Origin of the sequence: Mesorhizobium sp. M0276 (assembly GCF_040321755.1) — a bacterium.
Taxonomy (GTDB): Bacteria; Pseudomonadota; Alphaproteobacteria; order Rhizobiales; family Rhizobiaceae; genus Mesorhizobium.
This window is the reverse complement of sequence record NZ_JAMYSC010000011.1, coordinates 44,181-63,747: the sequence shown is the minus strand read 5'-3', so window position 1 is coordinate 63,747 and position 19,567 is coordinate 44,181. Positions and strand designations below refer to the sequence as shown.

18 protein-coding genes are annotated in these 19,567 nt (G+C 61.7%); 10 read left to right on the top strand and 8 right to left on the bottom strand.

Annotated elements, in window-relative coordinates; translation table 11 throughout:
* Positions 1–31 precede the first annotated feature (31 nt).
* Positions 32–712, top strand: coding sequence for a queuosine precursor transporter (locus tag NKJ01_RS11010; RefSeq protein ID WP_352727862.1), 681 nt, complete (start codon positions 32–34; stop codon positions 710–712).
* A 59-nt stretch (positions 713–771) separates the two neighbouring features.
* Entirely contained in the window at positions 772–1,449 is a 678-nt protein-coding gene (locus tag NKJ01_RS11005) for a spermidine synthase family protein (protein ID WP_352727860.1), read from the top strand.
* 86 nt (positions 1,450–1,535) lie between these two features.
* On the opposite strand, the gene NKJ01_RS11000 is transcribed toward NKJ01_RS11005, so the two are convergent.
* The 4 genes from NKJ01_RS11000 to NKJ01_RS10985 form a co-directional block, all read right to left on the bottom strand.
* Positions 1,536–2,564, bottom strand: coding sequence for an esterase-like activity of phytase family protein (locus tag NKJ01_RS11000; protein WP_352727858.1), 1,029 nt, complete (start codon positions 2,562–2,564; stop codon positions 1,536–1,538).
* On the bottom strand, positions 2,561–4,459 hold the full coding sequence (cobT, locus tag NKJ01_RS10995; protein WP_352727856.1) for a cobaltochelatase subunit CobT: 1,899 nt from the start codon (positions 4,457–4,459) through the stop codon (positions 2,561–2,563). Before cobT ends, NKJ01_RS11000 begins: the two co-directional genes overlap by 4 nt.
* A gap of 12 nt (positions 4,460–4,471) precedes the next feature.
* Positions 4,472–5,458 (bottom strand): cobaltochelatase subunit CobS, encoded by a 987-nt coding sequence (gene cobS, locus NKJ01_RS10990; protein WP_023757263.1) that lies wholly within the window; start codon positions 5,456–5,458, stop codon positions 4,472–4,474.
* A 123-nt stretch (positions 5,459–5,581) separates the two neighbouring features.
* Positions 5,582–6,211 carry a J domain-containing protein gene (locus NKJ01_RS10985; RefSeq protein ID WP_032906956.1) on the bottom strand — a complete coding sequence of 210 codons (630 nt, stop codon included), beginning with the start codon at positions 6,209–6,211 and terminating at the stop codon, positions 5,582–5,584.
* 182 nt (positions 6,212–6,393) lie between these two features.
* Between NKJ01_RS10985 and NKJ01_RS10980 the strand changes: the two genes are divergently transcribed.
* The gene (locus NKJ01_RS10980) at positions 6,394–6,696 is read left to right on the top strand and encodes a BolA family protein (RefSeq protein ID WP_023757265.1); all 303 of its coding nucleotides are present in this window, start codon (positions 6,394–6,396) and stop codon (positions 6,694–6,696) included.
* 145 nt (positions 6,697–6,841) lie between these two features.
* Here the strand turns inward: NKJ01_RS10980 and NKJ01_RS10975 are convergent, their stop codons facing one another.
* Complete coding sequence (locus NKJ01_RS10975; RefSeq protein ID WP_352727853.1) at positions 6,842–7,648, bottom strand: alpha/beta hydrolase; 807 nt, start codon at positions 7,646–7,648, stop codon at positions 6,842–6,844.
* Positions 7,649–8,089: 441 nt separating this feature from the next.
* Between NKJ01_RS10975 and NKJ01_RS10970 the strand changes: the two genes are divergently transcribed.
* From NKJ01_RS10970 to NKJ01_RS10960, 3 genes are read left to right on the top strand one after another with little or no spacing between them, the layout of a single operon-like run.
* Positions 8,090–10,039 (top strand): PrkA family serine protein kinase, encoded by a 1,950-nt coding sequence (locus NKJ01_RS10970; RefSeq protein ID WP_023757267.1) that lies wholly within the window; start codon positions 8,090–8,092, stop codon positions 10,037–10,039.
* Positions 10,040–10,057: 18 nt separating this feature from the next.
* On the top strand, positions 10,058–11,371 hold the full coding sequence (locus NKJ01_RS10965; protein ID WP_352727851.1) for a YeaH/YhbH family protein: 1,314 nt from the start codon (positions 10,058–10,060) through the stop codon (positions 11,369–11,371).
* 9 nt (positions 11,372–11,380) lie between these two features.
* Complete coding sequence (locus NKJ01_RS10960; protein ID WP_352727849.1) at positions 11,381–12,922, top strand: SpoVR family protein; 1,542 nt, start codon at positions 11,381–11,383, stop codon at positions 12,920–12,922.
* 119 nt (positions 12,923–13,041) lie between these two features.
* On the opposite strand, the gene NKJ01_RS10955 is transcribed toward NKJ01_RS10960, so the two are convergent.
* Genes NKJ01_RS10955 through NKJ01_RS10945 form a run of 3 tightly spaced genes read right to left on the bottom strand, consistent with a single transcriptional unit; the run spans position 13,042 to position 15,682 of the window.
* A complete protein-coding gene (locus NKJ01_RS10955) occupies positions 13,042–13,935 on the bottom strand; it encodes an HlyC/CorC family transporter (RefSeq protein ID WP_352727847.1) in 894 nt (297 codons plus the stop codon).
* The gene (gene aroB, locus NKJ01_RS10950; protein ID WP_352727845.1) at positions 13,932–15,074 is read right to left on the bottom strand and encodes a 3-dehydroquinate synthase; all 1,143 of its coding nucleotides are present in this window, start codon (positions 15,072–15,074) and stop codon (positions 13,932–13,934) included. Before aroB ends, NKJ01_RS10955 begins: the two co-directional genes overlap by 4 nt.
* Positions 15,071–15,682, bottom strand: a complete 612-nt coding sequence (locus NKJ01_RS10945) for a shikimate kinase (RefSeq protein ID WP_352727843.1) — start codon at positions 15,680–15,682, stop codon at positions 15,071–15,073. Before NKJ01_RS10945 ends, aroB begins: the two co-directional genes overlap by 4 nt.
* A 210-nt stretch (positions 15,683–15,892) precedes the next feature.
* Between NKJ01_RS10945 and NKJ01_RS10940 the strand changes: the two genes are divergently transcribed.
* The 4 genes from NKJ01_RS10940 (at position 15,893) to NKJ01_RS10925 (ending at position 19,564) form a co-directional block, all read left to right on the top strand.
* Positions 15,893–16,045 (top strand): hypothetical protein, encoded by a 153-nt coding sequence (locus NKJ01_RS10940; protein ID WP_023757273.1) that lies wholly within the window; start codon positions 15,893–15,895, stop codon positions 16,043–16,045.
* Positions 16,046–16,062: 17 nt separating this feature from the next.
* Positions 16,063–16,998 (top strand): site-specific tyrosine recombinase XerD, encoded by a 936-nt coding sequence (locus tag NKJ01_RS10935; protein WP_352727841.1) that lies wholly within the window; start codon positions 16,063–16,065, stop codon positions 16,996–16,998.
* Between the two features lie 99 nt (positions 16,999–17,097).
* Positions 17,098–18,048 carry an acetyl-CoA carboxylase carboxyltransferase subunit alpha gene (locus tag NKJ01_RS10930; RefSeq protein WP_352727839.1) on the top strand — a complete coding sequence of 317 codons (951 nt, stop codon included), beginning with the start codon at positions 17,098–17,100 and terminating at the stop codon, positions 18,046–18,048.
* A gap of 217 nt (positions 18,049–18,265) precedes the next feature.
* A complete protein-coding gene (locus NKJ01_RS10925) occupies positions 18,266–19,564 on the top strand; it encodes a L,D-transpeptidase family protein (protein WP_352727837.1) in 1,299 nt (432 codons plus the stop codon).
* The last annotated feature ends 3 nt before the right edge of the window (positions 19,565–19,567 follow it).

The following is a 19,567-nucleotide window of genomic DNA, read 5'->3' as shown; positions in this document are numbered from 1 at the left end:
CTCCGCTGGTTCCATTACCCAGGATAAAAAAATGACTTCCTTCTCGCGATACCTGCCATTCGTGGCCGCCATGGCGCTTGTCGTCGTGGCGTCGAACATTCTCGTGCAGTTCCCGATGCAGGGCCAGGTCGGCGGCCTCTCACTGGCCGACCTTTTGACCTGGGGTGCCTTCACCTACCCGTTCTCCTTCCTGGTCACCGACCTCGCCAATCGCCGCTACGGGCCAACCGTGGCGCGCAGGATCGTCTTTGTCGGCTTCATGACGGCAGTGGTCTGCTCGATCCTTGTCCCGCCCTTCCTGTTCCGTCACGGCCTGATCGAGTTCGAGACCGCCGCCGACCGGCTGGTGCGGATCGCGGCGGCGTCCGGCGCGGCGTTCCTTGCCGCGCAATTGCTCGACGTGACCGTCTTCAACCGGCTGCGCCGGCAGAGCTGGTGGCGCGCGCCAATCGTCGGCACGCTGGTCGGATCCGTGTTCGATACCGCCGTATTCTTCACCGTCGCGTTCTCGGCCGCGTTTGCCTTCGCTGGTCCGAACGACAGCTTTGCGCTCGAAACAGCACCGCTGATGGGCGTCTTCCATGTCGACGCCATGCGCTGGATTTCGTGGGCGCTCGGCGATCTCAGTGTGAAGCTGATCATCGCCGTTGTGGCATTGATCCCCTACCGGCTGCTCGCTGTCCGCTGGAGCCAGCCGGCAGTCGCGGCTTAAACCATGATCCCGAAAAGTGGGACGCGGTTTTCGGAAAAGATCATGGTCGGACAAAGATCATGATTCCCTGGGTCCAGCTAGACTCTGCGAAGACTCCGGACGGCACACAGGAGCTTCGCCTCAAGCGGCGCGGTTCGGAATTCTCGATCATGCTCGGCACCAACGAGCTGATGAACAGCCGTCTCAGCGGGTCCGAGGAGGCGCTGGCAAAACTATCCTGCCAGAGGATTGCCGGCCATCGGCGGCCAAGGATCCTGATCGGTGGGCTTGGCATGGGCTTTACGCTGCGCGCCGCACTCGCAGAACTCGGCAATGATGCCAGCATTGTCGTCGCGGAGCTGGTGCCGGCGGTCGTCGCCTGGGCACGCGGCCCGATGACCGAAATCTTTGGCGGCTGTCTTGACGATCCGCGTGTCATTATCCACGGGACCGATGTCGGGCAGCTGATACAGTCGGGCCCCGCGGCTTGGGACGCCATCCTGCTCGACGTCGACAACGGGCCGGAAGGCATTGTCCACAGATCCAATGATGCGCTTTACAGCCTTCAGGGCCTTCGTGCCGCACGTACTGCCCTCAAGCCGGGCGGCGTGCTGGCGGTGTGGTCGCAAGGCCCCGACAGCGGCTTCACGCGGCGGCTGAAGCAGGCCGGCTTCGCGGTCGAGGAGGTCAACACACGCGCTAACGGCAAGCGTGGCGCGCGCCATGTTATCTGGATAGCCACCAATGGCTCACGGTGAACAGTCGACCCCCGGCCAAATCGAACCCGCGCCAAATCGAACCCGCCGTTGAGACCTTCAACTTCACGTTCGCACTGGAGTACCGCTTAATCCTGGTGGAGAATAAATTCCAGGTAGAGGTTGCGCTGCAGGATCGAGTGGTTGTCGTCGGAAATCAGCGACACCATCAGCGCACCATCGTCGCGGGTCCAGACGTCGAGCCCTTCCATATTGTCGATCTGGTAGCCCATGTCGGCTTCCAGCAGCACCGGCCCGTCGGCGACCGCACCCTTTTCGACGCTCTCGCCATAAATGCGTCGCAGCCGCATTTTGACGCCCCTGGCCATCGAAAAGCTGCGCTCCAGAAGCAAGAGGTCGCCATCCGGCAGGAAGGCGCCGTCGGTGATGTCGAAGTCGCCGTTGCGCTTGACGGTGAAGACCCCCTTATGCGGCCCTTCGACGATGGCGGCATAGATGTTGCCGGCCTTGTCGAGGCTCTTCTCGGAAACCACGACCAGCCCGCCCTCATGCTGGCCGTTGGCATTGGCGTGGGTGACGGTCTCGAAGCCGCGATTCTGGCGCAGTTCCCCGGCTGGCACCACGAAATCCAGCTGCTTGAACGGCGCCTTCATGTCGGCCGGGTCGATCTTGAACTGGGCGACGCGGTGGTTGCGCTCGAAGCCGACGGTGGCAACGCCGTCCTTGACCGCGAGGCCTTCCGCATCGACCTCCCACTTCTTGTCGATCGGCCGACCGGTTTCGTCGACCATCTGCTGCATGCGGAAATTCTGGATGCCGGACGGCCGCTTGTCGGCGTCGCGGACCACCGTGCCGAAGAACCAGAACCCGGTGTCGGCAACGCCCACGAAATCGCCGCCGGCTTTCAGGAACCGGAACGCCGACAGCGCACCGAAATCGCGCGTTGGCGAGGTCATCTCCAGCCCGCCGACGAATTCGAGCGGACCGAACTGCTTGTCGGCGCCGCCAATGTGGAACTCGGCGATTGGCCGGGCCGAGACTTCGACCGGTTCGACCGAACTTGAGCCGAGCGAACCGGCTGCCGCCGAAGCCACGCCAGAAAGCAGGGCGATGGCGGCGAAAATCGTCTGCTGAAAGCCGCCGCGCCTAGAGATCATCCGGCGCGCCGCATGCCGCCGCGCCGCGTATCCTTGGCGCTCTCCTCGGCGAACAGCGAAGCCAATTGCTCGGTCATGGCGCCGGCCAGTTCCTCGGCATCGACGATGGTGACGGCGCGGCGATAATAGCGCGTGACGTCGTGGCCGATGCCGATGGCCAGCAGCTCCACCGGCGAGCGCGTCTCGATCAGCTCGATGACAGCGCGCAGATGGCGCTCGAGATAATTGCCCGGATTGACCGACAGCGTCGAATCGTCGACCGGCGCGCCGTCCGAGATCATCATCAGAATCTTGCGCTGCTCCGGCCGGGCGATCAGCCGGTTGTGCGCCCACAGCAGCGCCTCGCCGTCGATGTTTTCCTTGAGCAGGCCCTCGCGCATCATCAGGCCGAGATTGCGCCGTGCCCGCCGCCATGGATGGTCGGCGGATTTGTAGATGATGTGGCGCAGATCGTTGAGCCGGCCGGGGTTCGGCGGCTTGCCGTCCTTCAGCCACTTCTCGCGCGCCTGCCCGCCCTTCCAGGCCCGGGTGGTGAAGCCGAGGATCTCAACCGAGACGCCGCAACGTTCCAGCGTGCGCGCCAATATGTCGGCGCAGGTGGCCGCGACCGTGATCGGCCGGCCGCGCATGGAGCCCGAATTGTCGAGCACCAGCGTCACCACCGTGTCGCGGAATTTGGTGTCGCGCTCCTGCTTGAAGGACAGGGGCTGCATCGGGTCGATAACGACACGCACCAGCCGCGCCGGATCGAGGTAACCCTCTTCCAGGTCGAAATCCCAGGAGCGGTTCTGCTGCGCCATCAGCCGGCGCTGCAGCCGGTTGGCCAGGCGGCCGACGACGCCGGACAGATTGGCAAGCTGCTTGTCGAGGAAGGCGCGCAGTCGGTCGAGCTCTTCTTCTTCGCAAAGTTCCTCGGCACCGACCGTCTCATCGAAAGCGGTGGTGAAGACCTTGTAGTCGATTTCCTTCGGCAGATTGGTGAAGGGGTTGTCGTTGCGGCGCGCCTCGCCGGGCGTCTCGGCGTCCGCATCGTCATCGTCGGACAGATCGTCGGCGGTGGCATCGGACGCTTCCGTCTCGGCCGATTGCTCGTCATCGGCCGAAGCCTCGGCATCCTCGGACTGCGACTGCTCGGAGCCCGAATCCTCTTCGCCGCCCTCCTCGCTTTGCTCGTCGCCTTGCGGCTGGTTGTCGTCATTGTCCTCGGAGTCTTCCGTCTCCTGCTCGTCGCCGAGTTCCTCGGCCATTTCCATGGAGGCGAGCATCTCGCGCACGACGCGGGCGAAAGCCTGCTGGTCGCCGAGCTTGGCGGAAAGTCCGTCGAGATCCGACTTGGCCTTTTCCTCGACCCAGGGCCGCCAGAGTTCGACCAGCCGCTGGCCGCTCTTCGGGATCGGCCGACCGGTCAGCTTCTCGCGCACCATGAGCGCAAGTGCTTCCTCGATCGGCGCGTCGGCCTTGTCCCTCACGTCGACGAGATTGGCCTTGGCGTATTTGTCCTCCAGCATCGAGCCGATATTGTCGGCGACGCCTTGCATGGCACGTGAGCCGATCGCCTCGACACGGGCCTGCTCGACCGCGTCATAGATGGCGCGGGCCGCCTTGCCATCCGGCGCCAGCTTGGTGTGGATGCGCACATCGTGGCAGGCGCGCTTCAGCGCCATCGAATCACCGAGGCCGCGGGTGATCGCGATGTCGGTCTTCGAAGCCTTCTTCGGCAGTTCGGGCAGGCGCGCGCGGCTGCCGGCGAGTGCCGGCCTATCCTTGGCGAAACCGACTTCAAGCTCCTTGTCGCCGGCAATGGCGCGCATGCAGACGGTGACGGCGCGCTTGAAGCTGTCGGCTTCAGACCCCGTCTTCGACTTGTTGCGCGTGTTGTCGCCCGGACCCGCCATCGAGACTCTGCTTTAGCCCAGCACCACGTTCGCGGCGCTCTCGGGCAGATCCTCCCCAAAAGCACGTTGATAGAACTCGGCCACCAACGAACGCTCCAGCTCGTCGCATTTGTTGAGAAAGGTCAGGCGGAACGCCATGCCGATATTGCCGAAGATCTCGGCATTTTCGGCCCAGGTGATCACGGTACGTGGGCTCATCACCGTCGAGAGATCGCCATTGATGAACGCCGAGCGCGTCATGTCGGCGACGCGCACCATCTTATTGACGATTTCCTTGCCCTTGCCGTCGCGATAGTGCTTGGCTTTGGCCAGCACGATGGCAACTTCATTGTCGTGCGGCAGGTAGTTCAGCGTGGTGACGATCGACCAGCGGTCCATCTGCGCCTGGTTGATCTGCTGGGTTCCGTGATAGAGGCCGGTGGTGTCGCCGAGGCCGACCGTGTTGGCGGTCGAGAACAGCCGGAACGCCGGATGCGGACGGATGACCCGGCTCTGATCGAGCAGCGTCAGCCGGCCCGACGATTCCAGCACGCGCTGGATGACGAACATCACGTCCGGACGGCCGGCGTCATATTCGTCGAAGCATAGCGCGACATTGTGCTGGTAGGCCCAGGGCAGGATGCCGTCGCGGAATTCCGTGATCTGCAGCCCGTCCTTGACGACGATCGCGTCCTTGCCGACGAGATCGATACGGCTGACATGGCTGTCGAGGTTGACGCGCACGCAGGGCCAGTTGAGGCGGGCGGCGACCTGTTCGATATGGGTCGACTTGCCGGTGCCGTGATAGCCCGACACCATGACGCGGCGGTTGTAGGCAAAGCCCGCCAGTATCGCCATCGTCGTGTTCTTGTCGAAGAGATAGTCCGGGTCGATGTCGGGCACATGCTCTGATGTCACCGAATAGGCCGGCACCACCATCTTGGACTCGAAACCGAATTTCTCCTTCACCGACACCGTCGTGTCGGGCAGGTTGGCGATGTCGCGATCGACCTTGTTCATATCTCTCAACGTCTCCACGGGCGAAAAGCCTGATTTCGCCGGCAATCGATTTTGTCCGGGGGCGGTCTTAGAGCCTTTTCCAACCTTATGAAAGTTGGAAAACGACGCGAACCGTATGGTCGCTCAGCACAGGCCCGCCTGTTTGAGCACGCGATAGGCCTGCAGCACATCGCGGAACCGGTCTTCCGAACCTCTGTCGCCACCATTCGCATCCGGATGGTGGAGTTTCACCAGTTCCTTATAGCGCGCCTTGATTTCCTTGCCAGTCGCCTTTGTATCAAGGCCAAGCGTTTCCAGCGCCTTGGCCTCAAGCGGCTTGGCCTTGCGCTCGCGCGCCTCGCGCGGATCCTTCGGCCCCTTGAACAGGTCGAAGGGGTCGCGCATGCGATTGTAGTAGCCGGCGCGGCCGGAACGCATCTGCGCCATATCGGGCGACGACCGCGTCGAGGCACCGTTGGCGCCCATCTTCCAGGTCGGCCGATGGCCGGTCATCGCTTCCTTCTGGAAGCGCGCGACCTCGGTGTCCGGCACGCCGGAGAAATAGTTGAAGCCCTTGTTGTACTCGCGCACATGGTCGAAGCAGAATCGGAAATACTCGCCTTCCTTCATCCGCCCGACCGGCGCGCGATGTGTGCCCGCCTCCTTGCAGCCGTCCCACTGGCAGATCGGCGAGTGCGACTTCAGCTCCGCGTCCTTGTCGGGGCGGACGCGAATCTTCTCGAAATATTTGGGGTACGGCTTCATCTTACCCATTTATGGGGCGTTCGCAGATGCGAAACAAGAATTGACATTTTCGCGATGATCGCCCTAACCGCTGAATCGCGGCATAAAACAGGCGATTGGCGGATTTTGTTGAGCGGCAGCGGCTTTTGCGCAGACCAATTCCGGTTTTTGCGGGCAGATATGCCGGCCATATGTGGTGAAGGAATATGGCGATGTCCATACAGACGACCATGGAAGACAAGCTCAACAAGGCGTTTTCGCCGGACCGGCTGGTCATCATCAACGAGAGCCATCTCCATGCCGGCCACCATCACCACGGCTCCGACCATCATGGCGCCTATGACGGCACAGGAGAGACGCATTTTCGCGTGCGCGTCGTCTCATCCGCCTTTGCCGGCATGAGCCGCATCGACCGCCATCGCGCCGTCAACGAACTGCTTGCCGACGAGTTGAAAGCCGGCGTGCATGCGCTGGCGATCGAACCGGCGGCGCCCGGCGAAAAGACCCGCTGGTAGCTCGGTTCCGCCGCCCGCTTTTCGCGGCGCTCAGAGCCCGCCTCGAACAGAAACGGTCCGGGTTGAGATAGCGCGCTGTCCAGCAATGCGCCGAGCCGTTCGCACGTGGTCTGATCCAGCAGCTAGTCTGACGCACGAGCCTCGATCAGCCGACCGTCGATTTCAGGAATGCCAGCGCGGCCGCGGTCAGCGCGTCGCCGTCCTCGCCGAAATCGCGATTGATCGACATGTGCGTATAGGCGCTGCCGTCGAACAGGGTGACCTCGGTGCCGGTGGCGCGCAGGCGTTCGGCAAAAGTCTTCGAGGCTTCGCCACGGCCTGGCGCTCGCGAATAGGCGATGAAGGTCGGCGGATGCTTGCGGCCGTCGACGTAGCTGGCCGGTGAAAGTGCGGCCCATTGCGAGGGGTCGGAAAAGACCCGAGCATAGGCCCGGACCATGCCGCCATTCCTGGCGAGCGCTGCAAGATCGTAGGCACGGGTGTCATCGAGAAGCAAGGCAGCGACGTCCGGCAACCCGCCGCGCATGCCGCTCAGTGCAATCAGATGACAGCCGGCCGAATGACCCATGCCCACAATGCGCTTGGGGTCGCCGCCATGCTGGGCGATGTTGGCTCTGATATAGGCGTAGGCCTTTTCGACGTCACCAGCCTGGGTGGCGACACCGGCCTCAGGCAACATGCGGTAATCGATGGAGACGAAGCAGAAGCCATTGGCCAAGAGGAAAGCCGGCTTGGCGTTGACCTGGCTGCGTTTGCCGAATTGCCAGGTGCCGCCATGGGCGAAGAACACGACCGGCATGCCGGTGGCGTCATCAGGCGCATAGATGTCGAGCTTGGCTGGCCCGTAGTCGAAAGTTCTTGGCGCCGGTTGGCGCAAGCGCCACACGGCCGATGCTCCCAATGGCAGCATCGCCGCCACGGAAGCCAGAATGAAGCTTCGTCGATCGATCATCGTGGTCTCCCGACCATGTCGATCAAGAGTGCCAGCGGGCGGCACAAGCGTCCAGTTGAGTATGGCACATGGATCCGGTTCGGCGATCGACCATCGATCCGAACCGCGAATGGGCTCTCAAACCTTTTCGGACGCTCATCCGCTGTAGAGGAGACCAGATCGATCAGGCTCATCGAACCCGTATCGGGCCACAGGTCACGCCACACCAAATGCATTGCGCTCGCGGTTCAGTTCACGAAATCAATTTTTGTCCTTGACGCCTCAGCCGACCATCACCACCCTAAGTTGTTGGATACGCATTCCAATCACATCGGGTGCTGTTCCGCGCCGATGCCAGGCGCACGTTCTCTCCTTCATGTGATGGGAACCACAACGCACTCCGATAGTTGAATAGATTGAGGAACCATCCGGCAGCCAGAACGGCTTTGAGGGCGGAATATCATGCGCGAGAATCAGTCCGACGTCTTCGACCTGTTTTCGGAGATTTATGCGAACGAGGGCCAGGAGGAAATCAGTCTCCAGCAGTACCTACTTGCCTGCCGGGAGGACAAATCGATGTATGCCTCGGCGCCTGAACGGATGGTCGAGGCAATCGGCGAGCCTAACCTGATCGACACCAGCAAGGACGAGCGACTAGGCCGCATTTTCTCGAACCGCACCGTCAAGATCTATCCATCCTTCTCCGACTTCTACGGCATGGAGGATACGATCGAGCGCATTGCCGGATATTTCCGCTATGCCTCCCAGGGACTCGAGGAGCGCAAACAGATCCTCTACCTCCTCGGCCCTGTCGGTGGCGGCAAATCCTCTCTGGCCGAACGGCTGAAGAGACTGATGGAGGAACGCCCGATCTACACGTTGAAGGCCGGCAACCAGGTCAGTCCGGTTTTCGAATCGCCACTCGGCCTTTTCAATCCCGATCGCATGGGCGACCTGCTGGAAGATAAATACGGGATAGCCCGGCGCCGTCTCAATGGGCTCATCTCACCCTGGGCGGCCAAGCGACTTGACGAATTGTCCGGCGACATTTCGAAATTCAGCGTGGTCAAGTTGAAGCCTTCGCGGCTGCGCCAGGTCGCCATCGCCAAGACGGAGCCTGGCGACGAGAACAATCAGGATGTCTCGGCCCTGGTCGGCAAAGTCGATATCAGGCAACTGGAAAATTTCAGCCAGTCCGATCCGGACGCCTATTCATACAGTGGTGGACTGAACCGAACCACCCAGGGCCTGCTCGAGTTCGTCGAAATGTTCAAGGCGCCCATCAAGGTCCTGCATCCGCTGCTGACCGCGACCCAGGAGGGCAGCTACAACGGTACCGAGAATTTCGGTGCCTTCCCCTATCAAGGCATTATCGTGGCCCATTCCAACGAGTCGGAATGGCAGCAGTTCAAGAACAACAAGAACAACGAGGCTTTCCTCGATCGCATCCTCGTGGTCAAGGTGCCGTATTGTCTGCGGATAACTGAAGAGAAACATATCTACGAAAAGCTGCTGCGGGAGAGCGAATTGGCCAACAGTTCCTGTGCCCCCGAGGTGCTGGATATTCTCAGCCGATTTACCGTCTCGACCCGCTTGGCCAAGCACGACAATTCGCCGCTCTACACCAAGATGCGCGCCTATGACGGCGAGAACCTCAAGGAAATCGACCCCAAGGCGAAACCGGTTCAGGAATATCGCGATGCCGCCGGCGTCGACGAGGGCATGGCCGGCGTCAGCACGCGTTTTGCCTTCAAGATCCTGTCGCAGACCTTCAACTATGACACCGAGGAGGTGGCTGCCGACCCCGTACATCTAATGTACATCCTCGAGGAGGCAATCAAACGCGAACAGTTTCCGAAGGAGACGGAAGCGGACTACCTGGAATTCATCAAGTCCGAGCTGGCGGCGCGGTATGCCGAGTTTATCGGCCACGAAATCCAGAAGGCCTATCTGGAATCGTACAGCGAGTACGGCCAGAACCTTTTCGATCGCTACATCGCCTATGCCGATGCCTGGATCGAGGATCAGGACTATAAGGATCCCGACACCGGTCAAATCCTCAACCGCGAGGTTCTGGACAATGAACTGTCGCAGGTCGAAAAGCCGGCCGGCATCGCCAATCCCAAGGACTTCCGCAACGAGGTGGTGAAGTTCACATTGCGCGCCCGTGCAAGAAACCATGGCCGTAACCCGGCGTGGACAAGTTACGAAAAGCTGCGGGAAGTCATCGAGAAGCGCATGTTCGGCCAGGTCGAGGACCTTCTGCCGGTGATCAGCTTCGGCTCCAAGCAAGATAGCGTCACTGAAAAGCGGCACAATGAATTCGTGCAGCGCATGGTCGAGCGCGGCTACACCCAGCGGCAGGTGCGTCGCCTTGTGGACTGGTACATGCGGGTGAACAGGGCGGGTTGAGAGAGCCCGGATAGTTCCATGCCGATCTTCATCGACCGTCGCCTGAACCCGAAGGACAAGAGCCTCGGCAATCGCCAGCGCTTTCTCAGGCGTGCACGCGAGGAACTGAAGCGGAGCATACGCGATCAGATCCGCACCGGCAGGATCGCCGACGCCGATGCCGAGCATGCTGTGCCCATGCCGGAGAGCGGCACTGACGAACCGAGTTTCAACAACGCCCGCAACAGCGGCAGGCGCCAGCACATCCTGCCGGGCAACAGGCATTTCTCCCCTGGAGATCTGCTCCCCAAACCCGGCGGGGGCGGCGGCGCGGGAGGGGCGTCCCCGGGGAATACAGCGTCTGAAGACGACTTTCGTTTCGTGCTGTCGCGTGAAGAGGTGCTCGATCTTTTTTTTGAGGATCTCGAACTCCCAGATATGGTCAAGCTCAACCTCAAGGAGATCCTTGCATACAAGTCGCGCCGGGCTGGCTTCGCCGCCACCGGCTCACCGACCAACATCAATGTTGTGCGCACCATGCGTAACAGCCACGGCCGCCGCATTGCGCTGAGGCGTCCTAAGCAGGAGGAGTTGGACGCGATCCTTCAGGAAATCGCGGCGCTCGAGTTGGTGCCATCCAGCGTGGCGGCGCGCCAGCGCATTGCGGCATTGAGGGAGGAGCTTGACCGGCTGGAGCGGCGGCGCAGGCGAATTGCCTATGTCGATCCGGTCGACATCCGCTTCAACCGCTTCGATCCCCGACCTGTGCCGAATGCCAATGCCGTCATGTTCTGCCTGATGGATGTGTCCGGCTCGATGGGTGAACGCGAAAAGGATCTGGCAAAGCGCTTCTTCGTACTGCTGCACCTGTTCTTGAAACGGCGCTACGAGCGCATCGAGATCGTCTTCATCCGCCACACGCATCTGGCCCAGGAGGTCGATGAGGAAACATTTTTCTACAACACGCAAAGTGGCGGCACTGTCGTTTCCACCGCGCTGGAGGAAATGCACCGAATTATTGATGCACGTTACCCCGCCCACGAGTGGAACATCTACGCTGCCCAGGCCTCCGACGGTGACAATTTCGGCGGCGATTCCGAGCGATGCATAGCATTGCTCAACGGCAAGCTCATGCGGTTGTGCCAGTATTTTGCCTATGTCGAGATCATCGACGAGCGTGAAGCCCATATCTTCGGCTCGACCGAAAACGGGACATCGCTATGGCGTGCCTATAGCGAAATCGACCTGAAATGGTCGAACTTCCAGATGAGCCGCATCGCCACGCCCGCGGATATCTACCCGGTTTTTCGCCAACTCTTCGGCAGACAGCCGGCTTCCCTCAAGGTTGCATGAGGGGATTCAATGGCCAGACAAGCCGGTAAATCCAGCCTGCTTTTTTCAGGGTCCGATTGGGATTTCAAGACATTGTCGAGGACCTATGACACGATCGAGGCAATCGCGATCGAAGAGCTTCATCTCGACACCTACCCGGTGCAGATGGAGATCATCTCGTCCCAGCAGATGCTCGACGCCTATTCATCGGTCGGCATGCCACTGATGTACCGTCACTGGTCTTTCGGCAAACATTTCCTCCACCACGACCTGCTCTATCGTAAGGGCGGTCGAGGGCTTGCCTATGAACTGGTCATCAATTCCAATCCGTGCATCGTCTATCTGATGGAGGAAAACACCATGGCCCTGCAGGCCTTGGTGACGGCCCATGCTGCGCTCGGGCATAATCATTTCTTCAAGAACAATCAGCTGTTCAAGCAGTGGACGGACGCCGGGGCGATCCTCAACTACCTGGATTTCGCCAAGGGCTACATTGTCCGCTGCGAGGAGCGGCATGGCCTCGCCGCCGTAGAGGCTGTTCTTGATTCCGCCCATGCGCTGATGGCGCAAGGCGTGTTCCGCTATCACCGGCCACCGAAGCTGTCGTCGGAGCGGCAGCGCGAAGGGCTACGCGAGCGCCTCGAATACGAAGAGCAAACCTATAATGATCTGTGGCGTACGCTGCCACCGTCGCAGCAAAAGGCTAACGACAAGAGAGAGGACCCGGAGCGGAAGAAATCGCTCAACCTTCCCGAGGAAAACCTGCTTTACTTCCTGGAAAAGAACAGCCTGATCCTGGAGCCCTGGCAGCGTGAGATCATCAGGATCGTTCGCGTCATAGCACAATATTTCTACCCACAACGGCAAACACAGGTGATGAACGAGGGCTGCGCCACTTTCGTCCACTATACGCTGATGAACATGCTGTACGATCGCGGCCAGATCAGTGAAGGCGCCATGCTCGAAATCCTGCGGAATCATTCCAACGTGGTCTTCCAGCCGGCCTACGACGATCCGCGGTTTTCGGGCATCAACCCTTACGCTCTCGGCCTCGATATGATGCAGGACATCAAGCGCATATCGACCGAACCGACGGCCGAGGACCGCGATTGGTTTCCCGACTTCGCCGGCCGCGGCAACTGGCTAGAGATCCTGCTCGACGCCTGGGCAGATCACCGCGACGAGTCCTTTATCCGCCAGTATCTCAGTCCGAGTTTGATCCGGAGATGGCGGCTCTTCGTGCTCGGCGACGCTGCCGACCAACCGCATTTCGAGGTTGCCTCGATCCACAACGAACGCGGCTATGCCAAGGTCCGCGCCGCGCTTGCCCACAGCTACGAGATCGGAGCAAACCAACCGGACATCCAGGTGATGGATGTCGATCTGCTTGGTGACCGGCATTTGAGACTGCAGCACAAGGTCAATGACGGTATCCTTCTCGAGGAGGCCAGCCGTGACGCCACGCTTCGTCACATCCGCAGGCTTTGGGGTTACGAGGTCAGCTTGGCGGCCGTCGACGCCGAGACGGGCGCGGCGATCCACGAACGCTCGACGAGCCAGATCGCAGAATGAGGCTCCGTAGCGGGCTGGTTTTCATGGCGCCAAAAGTGCTCAGCGGTCCTGGGCGACATGCATGATCACACGACTTGAACCGAATGGCGTCGCTGTCTTCGTTTCGACGGGACGCGTTTTTAAGCGTCGCCGGCTGGCCTGATCCTCAGCCTGGCAATCCGGTTCTTGTCGCGCTTCATGACAGTGAAGCGCTTGCCGTGGAATGTGAAAGCCTGCTTCTCCTCGGGGATCGATTGCGTCTCGTGGATAACGAGGCCGGCAATGGTGGTCGCCTCCTCATCCGGCAGGTTCCAGTCGAGCGCCCGGTTCAGGTCGCGGATCGGCACCGTGCCGTCGACGACGACGGAGCCGTCGGCCTCCTGCTTGACGCCTTGGATGTCGACATCGTGCTCGTCCGCGATCTCGCCGACGATCTCCTCGATGATGTCCTCCAGCGTCACCAGCCCTTCGACTTCGCCATATTCGTCGACGACGACGGCGAAATGCGCCTTGCGGCGAAGGAAGGCGTTAAGCTGTTCCTGCAACGTCGTGGTGTCGGGCACGAACCATGGTTTCGAGGCGATCTTCATCACGTCGATCCTGGAGAAGTCGTTGCCGACTTCATTCAAGGCGCGCAACAGATCCTTGGCGTGCAGCACGCCGACGATGTTGTCGAGCGAGCCTTTCCACAACGGCATCCGGGTGTGCGGGCTCTGCAGGATCTCGCGCACCACCGCCTCCGGCGCATTGTCGGCGTTGACCGAGCGCATGTTGGTACGGTGGACCATGATGTCGGAGACTTCGAGTTCGGCGAGGTCGAACAGTCCGCCGACGCGATCACGGTCCTCGCGCACCACCTGGCCGTCGCGGCGGAAATCGTCGACCGCGCCGCGCAACTCATCCTGGGTGGAGCGCCGCGGCTCGATGCGCGACAGCTCATAGCCGAAAGCGGCAAGCAGGCGCGTGCGCAAGGCAACGACCAGCAGGAGGAGGACGGCAAGGACAGCGACGACGATCCAGCCGGTCTCGTTCATCTCCGAGTGCTTTCCTTCGGGCTCGGATGGTTCTCCCTGAGGAACGACAGAACTTCCGAGGCCGGCACGTCCTTGGCGATGAAGGCTTGGCCGATGCCACGCGTCAGGATGAAGGTCAGCGCGCCGCGCGACACCTTCTTGTCCTGGGTGATGAAGGCAAGCAGGCTTTCGGCATCCGGCAAATCGCCCGGGATATCGGCCATGCGCCAGGGTAGGCCGACGGTGCGCAGATGCGCCTCGACGCGTGCGGCATCGTCGGGACTGGCCAGGTTGAGCCGCGACGAGAACCGATGTGCCAGTGCCATACCAATGGCGACACCCTCGCCATGGACGAGGCGGGATCCGTCATACTGGGTGGCGGCTTCCAGTGCGTGGCCGAACGTGTGGCCGAGATTGAGCAGCGCGCGGTCGCCGGTCTCGAACTCGTCGCGCGCAACAACGTCGGCCTTGGCCCGGCAGGCTTCGGCAATGGCCTGCGCCCTCTCCGGTCCGCCAGCAAAAACCTGGCCCCAGTTCCCTTCCAGCCAGGCGAAAAATTCCGGCCGGTCGATGAGCCCATACTTGGCGAGTTCGGCATAGCCGGCGCGGAATTCGCGGATCGGCAGCGTGTCGAGCACTCCGGTGTCGGCCAGCACCAGCTTCGGCTGATGGAAGACGCCGACAAGGTTCTTGCCGCGCGTACTGTTGATGCCGGTCTTGCCGCCGACGGAGGAATCGACCTGCGCCAGCAGTGAGGTCGGGATCTGCACGAAATTCATGCCGCGGCGCACGATGCCGGCGGCAAAGCCGGCAAGGTCGCCGATAACGCCGCCGCCCAAGGCGATGACAATGTCGCCGCGCTCCAGTTTCGCAGCCAGCACGCCATCCACCACTTCTTCAAGATGGGCAAAGCTTTTGGTCTTCTCGCCGGGCGGCAGCGTGATGACGGCCGACTCTATACCGCCCGTTTCGAGGCCGGCCTTCAGCACATCGAGATGCGCTGCCGCGACGTTGGCGTCGGTGATCACAGCGGCGCGGGTGCCCGGCAGGCGGCGCGAAATCTCCGCGCCGGCGCGTGACAGCAGTCCCGAGCCGATCAGGATGTCATAGGTCCGCTCGCCGAGGCCGACTTGGACAATGACTGGCTGATCCAGGCTCATGATCTGACCTCGCTAGTCGCGGCAGTCTCATCGATGCCGAAATGCCGACACAGCGCCTCCACCACCTCGGTTGCGATGATCTCCTTGCGATCGTCGCGAGTCGGCACCGTGACATCGGATGTCGCATAGACCGGATAGCGCTCGCTCATCAGCCGCTCCAGCACGGCGCGGGGATCGGCACTTTTCAACAGCGGCCGGTTCTGCTTCTTGGAGACGCGGTCAATCAAAAGGTCGAGTTCGGCTTTCAGCCACACCGACACGCCGTGCGCAGCGATCGCCTCGCGCGTATGCGCGTTCATGAAGGCGCCTCCGCCCGTCGAAAGCACTTGTGGGCCATTTTCCAGCACGCGCAGGATGACGCGCTGCTCCAGTGCTCTGAATTCGGTCTCGCCATAGCGCTCGAACAGCTCCGGAACGGTCATGCGCGAGACGCTTTCGATCTCCTGGTCGCTGTCGATGAAGGGCAGCGACAGCATCGTCGCCACCTTGCGGCCGATCGCCGTCTTGCCGGCGCCCATCAACCCGACAAAGACGATGGAACGGCTGCCCAGCCGACCGAGCAGCACGGCGTGGGTCTCGTCTGGAGGATTTGCTGGCAGCGCGTTCATCGGATGTATCGAGGGCCCTCTTTGCCGGCGTATCGACATGAAAAGCCCGTTTGCGTCAAGCGTGGCAAGCACGTTGGACCCGATATGAGCTGACGGGGTCTGCATCGGAAGTTCCTGACAGGCCTCAGCTTCTTCCTTGAATTGGTCTGATTGGCGTCCCATAAGGGGACAGGGTTTGGAAACGCAGAACAAGAAGACGGGCGAAAATTGATGCCGACACTGTTTCGCTTTGTCGTGATAATAGCGATTCTGGCCGGCATTGCCTATGGTACGATGTTCGCGCTGGTGATGTTCGTGGAGCCCAAGAAGGGTGAAATAAGCGTGCGCATCCCTCCGGAGAAGCTCAATCCCAAGAAAAGTTGAACGACAAGAAACGTTGAATGAACAGCGCCGCCCGCATCGAAGCCTTTTTGGAAATGATGAGCGCCGAGCGGGGTGCGGCCGAGAACACGCTTTCCTCCTACCGCCGTGACCTCGAAGACGCCTCTGGCGAGATCGATGGCGGGCTCGCCGGCGCGACCGCCGCCGATATCCGCGCCTATCTCGACGACATCGCCGCGCGCGGCTTCGCCGCCACGTCGCAGGCGCGCAAACTGTCAGCGATCCGCCAGTTCTTCAAATTCCTCTACGCCGAAGGCCTGCGCGGCGATGACCCGTCCGGCACGTTGGACAGCCCGAAAAAGCGCCGTCCGCTGCCCAAGACGATGAGCGAGGCCGACACCGGCCGGCTGATCGACCGCGCGGCACTTGAGGCCGGCGATCCCAGTCTCGGCAACGATGCCCGGCTGGGCAAGAGTGAGTGGCTGGCGGCACTGCGGCTGCATGCGCTGGTCGAGGTGCTTTATGCCACCGGCCTGCGCGTTTCCGAGCTGGTTGGCCTGCCGGTGACGGTGGCGCAGCGCGACGACCGCTTCTTCATGGTGCGCGGCAAGGGCGACAAGGAGCGTATGGTCCCGCTCTCGCTCAAGGCGCGTGCGGCGATGAAGACGTGGCTTGCCGCCCGCGCCAAGGTTCCAGCCTTCGCCGACAGTCCGTTCCTGTTTCCTGCCGCATCCGACAGCGGCTATCTCTCGCGCCAGGTCTTTGCTCGAGACCTGAAAGGGCTGGCGGCAAGGGCCGGCATCGCTTCGGCGAAGATCTCGCCGCATGTGCTGCGCCATGCTTTCGCCAGCCACCTCCTGCAGAACGGCGCCGATCTCAGGGCCGTGCAGCAGTTGCTCGGCCATGCCGACATATCGACGACACAGATTTACACCCATGTGCTGGAGGAGCGGCTGGTGCGGCTGGTCAACGATCATCATCCGCTTGCCGACTAGGCCTCATATCGCTATGTGAGGACGACGTTTCACCGCCCGGAGCCTTGGATTCAAGGGTTCCGTCAGCCATTGCCTTCCGATGTATCGGTCCGCTCACGCATGTATAATTACCTCGATTTCGAAAAGCCGGTGCAGGACCTCGAGGGCAAGATCCTCGAGCTGAAGAAGCTCGCCGAGAATGGCGAAGCGGTCGATGTCGGCGACGAGATCAGCCGGCTCGAGAAGCGCTCCCGCGATGCGCTGCGTGACGCTTACAAGGCACTGACGCCATGGCAGAAGGTGCAGGTCGCTCGCCATCCCGACAGGCCGCATTGCGTCGACTACATCAAGGGCCTGTTCAACGATTTCACGCCGCTGGCCGGCGACCGCAATTTCGGCGAGGACCAGGCGATCGTCGGCGGCTTCGCTCGCTTCCGCGGCGAGCCTGTTGCCATCATCGGCCAGGAAAAGGGTTCCGACACGACCAGCCGCCTGAAGCACAATTTCGGCTCGGTGCGGCCGGAAGGCTACCGCAAGGCGGTGCGGCTGATGGAACTCGCCGACCGGTTCGGCATCCCGCTGCTGACGCTGGTCGACACCGCCGGCGCCTATCCCGGCGTCGGCGCCGAGGAGCGCGGCCAGGCGGAAGCCATTGCCCGTTCGACCTCCGCATGCCTTAGGCTCAGGGTGCCGTCGATCTCGGTTGTCATCGGCGAGGGCGGCTCAGGCGGCGCCATCGCCATCGCCACTGCCAACCGCGTCTACATGCTCGAACACTCCATCTATTCGGTGATTTCGCCGGAGGGCGCGGCCTCGATCCTGTGGCGCGACACGACGCGATCCAAGGACGCGGCGACGAACATGAAGATCACCGCCCAGGATCTTCTTGAGCTGAAGATCATCGACGCCATCATTCCCGAGCCGCTTGGCGGCGCGCATCGTGGCGCCGAAACCGTGATCGCCGCGACCGGCGACCTCATCGCCAGGACGATGAAGGAATTTGCCGGCGCCAACACTGATTTCCGCGAGCAGCGCCGCGAGAAATACCTGGCAATGGGCCGCAGCCTTTAGATCATGATCCGGTCCCGGCGCCACAATGTGGCGGCGCGGAGCATTTTCGCCACAAAAATGCCGCTGCATTCGGCTCAATGAGACTGCCGCTGGGGGACACGTCGGCACTTGCGGTAAGGAATTTGTTAGGGTTAACGGGCTTAGGGTCCGTCCACGTTCAGTGCAGTAGCCGGGCATGAATTGCCGTCGCGCCAGAGAAAAGACGATATCCGCAGCCATGTTCGCCAAGCTTGTCCGCACCGGAATCCTGATAACCGCCCTCGGCGTTGCCGGCTGCAACAATTCGTCAATGAAGGATTTCGCGCCGGAGGCCAACAAGCCGCTGCCCGACAAGATCCTCGCCGACATGAGGGCCAAGGGGATGGTCCGCACCTCGTCGGTGATGGCCCGCATCTTCAAGGAAGAGGGCAAGCTCGAAATCTGGAAGGCCAAGACCAACGGCCGCTACGACATGGTGGCCAGCTACGACATCTGCAAATGGTCGGGCAAACTCGGGCCGAAATACACCGAAGGCGACCGCCAGGCGCCGGAAGGCTTCTACACGGTGCGTCCAGGGCAGATGAACCCGCGTTCGAACTACCATTTGTCGTTCAATATCGGCTATCCCAATGCCTATGACCGCGCCAATGGCCGCACCGGCTCCAATTTGATGGTGCACGGCGCCTGTTCGTCGTCGGGCTGCTATTCGATGACCGACGCGCAGATCGAGCAGATCTATGCCTTCGGCCGCGACGCTTTCCAGGGCGGCCAGACCGAATTCCAGATCCAGGCGTTCCCGTTCCGCATGACCGCCGCCAACATGGCGCGCTACCGCAATGATCCGAATTACGAATTCTGGAAGATGCTGAAGGTCGGCTACGACAATTTCGAGATCACCAAGGTGCCGCCGAAGGTGGATGTCTGCGAGAAGCGCTATGTCTTCAACCAGGTTGCCGCCGACGGCCAGACATTCGACCCGACCGGTGCCTGCCCGGCGACGACGCAGCCTGATTCGCTGAAAAATGCCTACAATTCCTACATGAGCACCTACGACGCGGCGTTCAGCGGCGCGGTCAAGGCCAGCGTGCCGGCGCCCAAGCCGACCATCGCCGGCATCAAGGAAGCCAGCATCGTCTCAGACTGGTCCAAGCGCAGGGCGCGCGGCGAACGCGTTCCGATCGCCCCGCCGTCGCTCAACAACGACGGCTCTGTCACCGAGACCACGCGCATGGGCCGTATCGATTCGCCGGCAGGCCGCAAGATGGCCGCACTCGACGCCGAAAAAGCCGCCAAGCAGAAGGCCGAGGAGCAAAGGCTGGCGGCCATAGAGGTGGCCAAGAAAGCCAAGGAAGCCGCCAGGGCGCAGGCTCTGGCTGAAAAGGAGGCCGAGAAGGCCGCCAAGGAAGCGCCTGTCGCCACCGCCACCGTCACACCCCCTTCCGAAGCCGCGCCAGTGGCAGAAACGCAAGCGGCGAGTGCCGACGAGAGCCGGGTGACAAAGCTGAAGAACAAGCTGCTCGGCATGTTCGGCGGCTGATTT